General features: G+C 40.5%; 3 protein-coding genes. 1 reads left to right on the forward strand and 2 read right to left on the reverse strand.

Annotation, left to right across the window (positions count from 1 at the left end; genetic code table 11):
* Positions 1-91: 91 nt before the first annotated feature.
* Complete coding sequence (locus H5162_RS17725; protein ID WP_182779164.1) at positions 92-1,471, forward strand: MBL fold metallo-hydrolase RNA specificity domain-containing protein; 1,380 nt, start codon at positions 92-94, stop codon at positions 1,469-1,471.
* 486 nt (positions 1,472-1,957) lie between these two features.
* Here the strand turns inward: H5162_RS17725 and H5162_RS17730 are convergent, their stop codons facing one another.
* Complete coding sequence (locus H5162_RS17730; protein ID WP_182779166.1) at positions 1,958-3,550, reverse strand: hypothetical protein; 1,593 nt, start codon at positions 3,548-3,550, stop codon at positions 1,958-1,960.
* Positions 3,551-3,789: 239 nt separating this feature from the next.
* Entirely contained in the window at positions 3,790-5,946 is a 2,157-nt protein-coding gene (locus H5162_RS17735) for a YjbH domain-containing protein (RefSeq protein ID WP_182779168.1), read from the reverse strand.
* Positions 5,947-6,000 lie beyond the last annotated feature (54 nt).

The raw sequence follows: 6,000 nt of genomic DNA on the forward strand, positions 1-6,000 counted from the left end.
CCTCTAACCTTCTCTCTTCAACCTTTTAATTTGACATTTTTTATCCTAACCTTGTTTCTAATTTGTATAATTTAATCAACAAGGATCAACCATGAAAATTACCCATCATGGAGCGGTGAATGGGGTTACGGGGTCATGCCATCAGTTGGATTATGATCAACACTCATCGGTGTTAATTGACTGTGGGCTTTTTCAAGGAGAAGACGCCGGGCCAAGTTTAGCTATCAACTTTGATATTTCTACTGTAACAGCGCTGATTGTTACGCATTGTCATATTGACCACGTTGGCCGCATACCTTACTTATTTGCTGCTGGTTTCACTGGCCCTATTTTTACTTCGAAGGCATCGGCAAGTCTATTACCATTAGTGATTGAAGATGCACTTAAAGTCGGGGTAACGCGAGATCAAAAAATTATTAACGCCTGTTTAAGCTTACTTGCCAAGCGTATTGTCGCTATCGAATTTAATAGCTGGTTTGACTTACCAACCACCAACAACAAGCCCACCGCGAAAGCTCGCTTACAACGTGCCGGGCATATTTTAGGCTCCGCCTATGTTGAAATCGATATAAAAACTAAAACTAGCAAGGGAAATTCCCATCGCGTAGTATTTTCTGGTGACCTAGGAGCGCCGCATACTCCGCTACTGCCTTCCCCCAAAGCGCCTTACAAAGCCGATACTTTAGTGATCGAGTCAACCTATGGTGATAAAAACCATCAAGGCCGAAAAGAACGCACGCAAACACTGAAAAAGGTGATTGAAAAAGCCGTTGCCGATAATGGCATTGTACTTGTGCCAGCGTTTAGCATTGGCCGTACGCAAGAGTTACTGTACGAACTGGAGCAAATAATTCACAACGCAGCTAAAAATTCGCCATGGCAAAGCATAGAGGTCATTGTGGACTCCCCTATGGCAGCTAACTTCACCACAGAATATCGAAAATTTAAAACCCTCTGGGACGATGAAGCAAAAAAACGCTTAGCCAAAGGTCGCCATCCATTAAACTTTGCGCAGTTGCATACTATCGACAGCCACCAAGAGCATATTGCCGTAATTAATTACCTAAGCAAACGCAAACAACCCGCAATTATTCTTGCCGCTAGTGGCATGTGCACCGGCGGACGAATTGTGAATTACCTAGAGCGATTTTTACCTGATGAAACTACCGATGTGATTTTTGTTGGCTACCAAGGCCGTGGCACGCTCGGCCGAGATATTCAAACCTATGGACCAAGTAATGGTTATGTGCATATTAATGACCATAAAATCACCATTAACGCAGCAGTACACACAATCAGCGGCTACAGTGCTCATGCAGATCAAAACGGCTTAATAAAATTTGTAACCGGTATGCGTAAAAAACCCAGCCATATAAAAATAGTGCACGGTGATGATAACGCCAAAAATGCGCTAGCAGCAAAATACAAAGAAATACTAGGAGATGAGATGAAGGTTGAGATTGGAAAATGAGGGGGGCAGTCAGGTTTTAGGTTTTAGGTTTTAGATGTTAGGTGTTAGGTGTTAGGTGTGAGGTAGAGATTAAACCAAGCACAGTGTTAGGGTTAAGAGTAGGCGGGGCTTTATGCCGCGTGGTTTATAAAACTCATGGCTAAAGCCATTTCCTACAGGGGGTAAATTTATCGTAGGAGCCGGCTTTAGCCGCGAAAGATTTTAATTGATTTATTCATAAAGGTGTTAATGAATACGCGTCAGCAAGCTTAACGCCTACGGTGTTAAATTGTATTCTGATGTTTAATTACGTGTAGGCGAGTGGCTTGCCACCGCGAAAAGGTCAAAGGTGGGTGTTAGGTTTTAAGTGTTAGGTTTTAGGCCTGTAGCCCGAAGCTCGTGCCCCGAAGCCCGCTGCCCATACCCCGTTGATCAGGTAACCCAAAACGAAAAAAAGCCGCATAAATGCGGCTTTTAGGCTTAATCCCTAATAGGAACTAACAAAAATTAACCATTACCGCCAGTACCACCAGTTCCACCAGTAGATGTTGGACATGTAAACTGGAATGCTTGAGTTAATGCGTCAGCATTAGCACCTTCAATTGTGAATGTGTTCGCGCCTTCAACAGGTAAACCACGGAAGTTAACAGTAACATCGTAGTTTTCACCTTCACGTAGGTTAGTTAACTGGAAGTTACCATTCGCATCTTTAATTGCAGCTCTTGCAGCTTTGCCAGCACGTTTAAATGAAACAGTTGAATTAGTAACATTCACCGCTACATCAGCATCGTTAGAACAAGCACCTGTAAGAGTTAATTCTTTATTAACTAAAGTAAATGGTGCTACAGGAGTTAAATCAACACTGCCACAAACACCAACTTCTGTTTGTGAGTCAAACCATGTTCCACCTTCACGGTCATAAAGTCTAACTCGAGCAGTTGCGCCATCATATATACCAAAGCGTGATGTTGTTGCAGCTGATACGACTGTCTTTGAAGTTGCACCACCACGGATGAAGCTAGATACAGATCCATCTGAAGATAAAGCTGATAGATATAAACCACCTGCAGGAATAGTTCCTGAAGTTACATTTACAGAAAAGCCGTCAGTACAAGTATTCGCATTGCGGTTAACAGAGAACCACGTTAAGTGATTTGTTGCAAAGCTTACTGTACCTGCACCTTGTGTAACTGCAAAGTCATCTGCAGACCATAGGCCTGTTTCTTCATCGAACGACTTAACAGTAAGCGTTTCGCCAGCTGCTAAATCGGTAGGTGCTGCTAGTGTTACTTTTAATGTGTCACCAGCAAACTTCTTAACTTTAGTGTCACCAACTAATAAGTTTACATCAGCAACCGAAACTGGCACTAAAACATTTGCGCTCGTGTTACCAACATTTAGACCTTCAGGAATCACTGATGATTTAGTTGAAGATGTTGGATCTGTACCTACAACACTCAATGATACTGAATCACCAGTTACAGCTTCGCCTGCAGCATTTTGAAGCGTAATACCACTTGGTAGAGTTGCAGTAGCTAAAGAAGCACCTGAAGCTACAGCATCAGCCTTAACTTCAGCTGTTGTTGTTGAACCGCTAATATCAGTAGAAGCAGTTGCAACGCTTGCAAGGCCAGCAGTATCTGTTGAGGTCAATTGGAACTGAGCTGGTAATACAGATAGTTCGTCTTCGTTAGATAAGTCAACATTGAAAGATTTAGTTATAAAACCTGCAGCAGAAACTACAGCTGTTACACTTGATAAATCAGAGCCACTCTTAACAGTAACAATAAAGCCACCATCTTCAGTAGTTGTTGCAGTTTGAACCACGTTGCCATCTACATCAACGATGTTAGTTGATGGCGCGCCATTTTCCACAAATCTTACTGTTGCATCTGCAATTGCATCTGAGTCGCCATTAACTACTGCTACATTAACTATAAAGTTAAGCTCAGCTGGTGTTTGAGGTGGAACAACCACTACTGGATCAGGTCCTGGTCCAGGTGGTGTGTAATCATTACCATCGTCATCACTAAAACAACCAGTTAGAGCAAATGCAGAAGCTACAGACAATGCCAATAGCGATTTTTTGTTAGTAAACATAGGGAGTCCTTTTATTCCTTTATAATAAACAATCAATAAACTAAGGTTTTTTATACTCGTTACAATCTTAGCGTTTACTTTAGAAAAGTATAGCCTTAACGCAACAAAAATGAGCAAAAAAACAACATTTTTTACTTTTTGTCAAAAATAGAGCTAATCGCTCTATAGTAATTAATCAGTTCGTTACATAATATAGACTAACTACATATTTGTACAATAGTTAGTCTAATAAAAATTTGTTACCGATATTTTAAATACACTTCTTTTAACCTTGGTAAATGTTTATAAACATAATCACTCGATAAGCGACCTTGGTTAAAGAATGTTTTATCTAAGCCAACTATTGAACTTGGTGCGTATAACTGGTTAAAAACCAATTGATTATGCGACTTACCGACTTGCGTACCAATATTATGGCGGTAAGCCTCATTACCTTTAACTTGGCCAAAACGAGTAACCGACATATCTTTACGCGGTGATAACGGTATGCTTATCGCAGCACCGGCTCTTTGCGCACTTGAGTCTTCAAAGAATACAGCTAAGTAGCTATCACCAAACCAAAAACGTGACTCTAGCTTATAACCACTATCTTCATACCAAAAATCACCAGCTTGGGCATGCAAAGTAATATCTTGCTCTACCCAATTATATTGATAATTAAACATTTGGTAACTGCGGCTACCGCGGTAATCCTGGTACTGAAAAGAGCCAAATTTAAAGCTAACTTTATGCCTACCAGCATCACTTAGCCAAGCTGTTTCATTACTAATACCGCGGTAGTCATAAAAGTCTTTGATATAGCCAACTTGGGTTTGGTTGTAAAAACCAAACGGTAGTTCAAAAGTTTGATAGAACAAAGCGCGATCAAACTGGGTTTCTTTACGGTAATTTTTAAACGGCTTATTTTCAGCGTAATCATCACTATTAGCAACATTTACTTGGCCGCCTAAAATAATGCCGCCGCCTTGCCATAAAGGCACCTCTACATCGGCTCTAACTGCAACCGAGTAATCAAATACTCCAAGCTCAGTTGCATAGGTATTACTTATGGTTGGCGCTATAGTTAAACGCGGTTTAAAGTATGGCGAACTAGCATCTGTAGTTCCTACCCAAACCAAACCATTTGGCTCAAGAGCAGCCCCTAGGGTAATTAATAAATCAGGCGAAATATTGTTAGTAATAAATTCTTTGTAATTATCAACGGTACCAACAACATTAAGTAATGCTAAATCATATTTGTTAAGTTGTACGCTAAATTCAACACCCTCAAGTGTTATTAACTCAGCAACACGCCCTAATACCAATCCTAATGCATCAATATCGTTACGATTGAAAATTGAGTTTTCAAATTTAACAAACAACTGATTATTATTGTTAAAAGCAACACTCACATTTTCAAAACCATCTTCCACCAATGCTAATTTCAAGTTAACAGATTGAGAATTCAACTGACTTAACTCAGCTTGTTGCTCTGTATTATTTGTAATCTTTGCAGTAGTACGCGCTTCTGGCTTAACGGTAGGTAAAGTGTAATCATTTGGCGTTTGTATTTTTACAGCATCAGGGTTTATAGATGCCGCACCTTTAGTCGCAACAGGTACATTAGCAGTATTATTTTGCACATTCGGTGCAGCTTTAACTGGCTGTTGGTAACCTAACTCATCACTTAGTGGTAAGGTAAAGTTGATACCCCAATAATTACTGGTATCTTCAGATAATTCAGTATTGCTATAAAAACGGCTGGTTAAGGTGATTTCACCAATATCATATAACCATTCTTTAGGAATGGTTAGTCGCGCAGCGGCATTAACAGCCTCAGAGTCGTATTCAGTGAGTACACTAAACCACTTGAACGGTTGCCATTCAATACCAGCAAAAGCCCCATCCATCTGCCCCGTTTTACGATCGCTTGAGCCAACACCTGCACTAAATCTAAAATCCCACAGCTCTTTTGAGGCAACAGCATAAATTGTTTTATAGTTATTTGCCGCGCCCCCCATATCCTTCATACCAATAGCAACACTCAACCAATCTTGTGGTATGTAAGGTATTTGGTATTTAGCATTAAAAGATAAATCACGAGTTTGGCCTCTGCCCTCAGAGTAAAACATATTGTCATGCATAGAGTTAGATGCAACTTGTCCGCTTACCTCAAAGCCTTCAAATAAGCCTGCGGAGACTATAAAGTTATGGCCATCCATGTACCTTTTGCCTTCAAAATCAAGCTGAGTGTTATAACCAACATCCACCACGCCAGAATCCATTACTTCAGCATTAGGAGTGTTAATTAAGCCGGTATAGCCTGCAAAAGACTGGAAGTGTTTTACCTCATCAGCGGCAACAGGTAAGCTCAATGCAGCTGCACAGCTTAAAAACAACATATTCAATTTAGGCATGGTGTGATCCGAGTCCGAGTTAGTATTGTTAAATCCATCAATCCCTAGGTTCTA

This window comes from Pseudoalteromonas sp. SR41-8 (genome assembly GCF_014163915.1).
GTDB lineage: Bacteria > Pseudomonadota > Gammaproteobacteria > Enterobacterales > Alteromonadaceae > Pseudoalteromonas > Pseudoalteromonas rhizosphaerae.